This is a genomic window from Calditrichota bacterium (genome assembly GCA_016867835.1).
In the GTDB taxonomy this organism is placed as follows: Bacteria; Electryoneota; AABM5-125-24; order Hatepunaeales; family Hatepunaeaceae; genus VGIQ01.
In genome coordinates this window covers 1-2800 of the sequence record VGIQ01000187.1, presented here as the reverse complement: position 1 = coordinate 2800, position 2800 = coordinate 1, and the positions used below count along the sequence as shown (strand labels likewise).

General features: G+C 58.9%; 2 protein-coding genes. Both read right to left on the bottom strand.

The features are described 5' to 3' along the window. Positions 1 to 201 precede the first annotated feature (201 nt). A complete protein-coding gene (locus tag FJY67_11875; protein MBM3330145.1) occupies positions 202 to 675 on the bottom strand; it encodes a 2-C-methyl-D-erythritol 2,4-cyclodiphosphate synthase in 474 nt (157 codons plus the stop codon). Positions 676 to 683: 8 nt separating this feature from the next. Then, positions 684 to 1511, bottom strand: coding sequence for a 2-C-methyl-D-erythritol 4-phosphate cytidylyltransferase (locus FJY67_11870; GenBank protein MBM3330144.1), 828 nt, complete (start codon positions 1509 to 1511; stop codon positions 684 to 686). Between the last annotated feature and the right edge of the window lie 1289 nt (positions 1512 to 2800).

Genomic DNA, 2800 nt, shown 5'->3' with positions numbered 1-2800 from the left:
TGACCGCTCCAGCGCCGATCAAGACCTGCCGGACCGGCGGCGTCATATGCAGCGATACAGGCAGATTCATGTGCATTGGAGTTCCTGTCTATTAAGTGAATCGCGAGAAGGGCGGGAATCGTCCCGGCCGCATCGTTAACTTGTAATTATGGGGAGGCGCGGGGCAGATGCAGCGCGCAGGTGCAAACACCCGCCGATGCTTTATAAGCCCATGATCTGTGCGACAGCTCGGGCGGCGATGCCCTCACCTGTTCCGATGAAGCCGAGTCCCTCACTGGTCGTCGCCTTCACCGACACTGCCATGACGTCAAGTTTCAATTCCCGTGCGATGTTGCGCCGCATCTGGAAGACCTGATCCGAGATGCGGGGCGCCTCGAGGACAAGCGTCGAATCGACATTGACCGGCCTCCAGCCGCTGCCCTCGAGAATCAGACCTATTTGGTTCAATAACTTCAGGCTGGAAATGTTCCGGTAAACTTCGCTGTCGTCAGGGAAATGGGCTCCAATGTCGCCTAATGCAGCCGCGCCGAGAAGCGCGTCGCAAATGGCGTGCAGGAGTACGTCGGCATCGCTATGTCCGGCCAGTCCGAGCGAGTAAGGGAAATGGACGCCACCCAGCACGAGCGGTCGCCCCGGAACGAGGCGATGGACATCGTAACCTTCGCCGATGCGGATTTGACCGGTCAAAGGTGGCCTCCCATTGCCAGTGCCCTCTCGATCAACGTTGCGCGGTAATTCATTAGGTCTTCCGGCCAGGTTAGTTTCACGTTGCCGCGCTCGCCCGCAATGATGCGCGCCCGGACGCCATGGGTCTCCCGGACAAGGCTGACTTCGTCGTCAGCCGTCAAGTCTCGCTCGCGTCCTCGAGCCAACGACTCAAACAAAAGGTCCCGCCGAAAGCCTTGTGGCGTCTGAGCGGCAACCAATGAACGGCGATCGAGACCCCGGTCTGCGTGGTCGCCGTTCTTTATGTGCATTGCGTCGGTTACGGCTAACCCCGGCAGGACGGCTTCATAGTCGGCAAGAGCGGTGCAAACGGCGTCGATCAACGTTGTTGAGACGAGCGACCGCGCGCCGTCGTGAATCAGAACCCCGTCGCAGTCAGGGCCGATTGCATTAATCCCACCCTCGACCGAATCCTGACGCCTCTCGCCACCGGGGATAACAACTGCGACCTTCATTAGCCCATAATCTCGGGTATGTTGACGAACCTCTTCCTCAAAACCTCCCGGTACCACCAGGGCGATCCTTGAGATTGCAGAGCATTCCTGGAAGGGCGCCGCTGCGAGGGCCAGGAGCGGAACTCCAGCCACCTTCACAAGACACTTGGGAGTCGAATCGCCGAGTCGTTCTCCCCGGCCGGCTCCAACGATGACGGCGCCGATTGTCAATCGAGTTGTCGGGTAATGACTGCCGGGTCCACCGGCATATCGAACTCGCGCCAGACCTTGTATATTCTGCCTCGTCGGACTGCGAAAAGACTGCCCCGTGGAAGTCCGGCTCGATCCCATTCTCGATGATTGATGCGAAGGACCGGGAAGGGCGGCTCGTAGTCCTGCACAAACTCGGCTATACGGCCATTCGAGGCGCTCGTGATTCCCTTGACAGTTGCTCCGATGCCTCCGTCGATCCGGGCGATGACGCGCTCAAACTGGTCGATGCAGGAACTGCAACCGGGGTCGAAGAACCAGTAAAGGCCGTCGGACCTTAGACCCTGCGCGTCGGCGGTGCGAATGCCGGGGAAAGGGCGTCCGGCGCGAAGAGCCAGTCCCGGAGCCAAAGCAAACAGATTGCTGGCTCCCAGGAGCAGAGCCAGCGCGCCGGTTACTGCGAGCCAGTTCCATCCGGGGCGATCAGTAAGCGCTTTTGAATACTTAATGATGATGAGCAAAAGACCAATCAAGACGATGTTCTCAATGACGGCACTCATCGGCGGCTGACGCCAAAGCGATCCATAGCATCCGCAGTCGCTCACCTGTCCCGAAAGCGCACCCCATAGAACAACCGGTGTAAAAAGGAGGAACATCGCAATCGTCAGGATTGCCGTTAGGCGCAGATCGACTCCCAGGATCAGACGAATGGCCAGTCCGAGTTGCACAAGGACTATCAGTCCGGCGGCGATATGACCTGTGTAATGCGTCAACACCGACTCAGGCAGACCCATTGCCCCAAGGATTTCTTCGATGGTGCGGCCAAAGCGGACCAGATCGTAGCCTTTGGCTATCGAAGCGATCAAGAGAAGAAGTCCTACTGCCAGGCGCGCCAGCAGCGCGGCAATCCGGAACCCACTACGATCACGCGGTTTCACACTTTGCCAACCCGGGCAAGAAACACCGATCTTAATTCCCGGGAGACATCGAATAGTCGGGCAAGGCGCTCCCGCCGGTCGTCTGACAGTTCGCTGCCGCGTCGGGACATCACAATGCCGATGGTCTCGAGGGCTTTGTCGAGGCGATACTCTTGATACCCGTTCGATGCATACCAGATGAAGGGTGGAAGGCTTTGGCCGGGAAAGTCCATCCCGAAAAGGTTACCACAGGTGCCGATAGCGGATCCGGTGTTGAGCCGCGTTCCTATGGCGGTGCGGACGTAGTCGCCGATAAAAACACCGGCATGCAGCGAACCCGTTTCGATGATCTCGTCAGCGAACGTCACCTCGACCGGCCGGTAGTTGTTCTTGAGGTCGCTGTTGTCGGTACCGGCGCCAAGATTGACCCATTCCCCGACGAACGACGAGCCGAGGTAACCGGAGTGCTGCTTATTGGCATAGCCTTGCATCACGACGCCGGAGAGTTCACCG

Excerpts from the sequence above, each read along its gene's own strand:
- FJY67_11870 (MBM3330144.1), bottom strand. The coding sequence starts at position 1,511 with ATGGGATCGAGCCGGACTTCCACGGGGCAGTCTTTTCGCAGTCCGACG.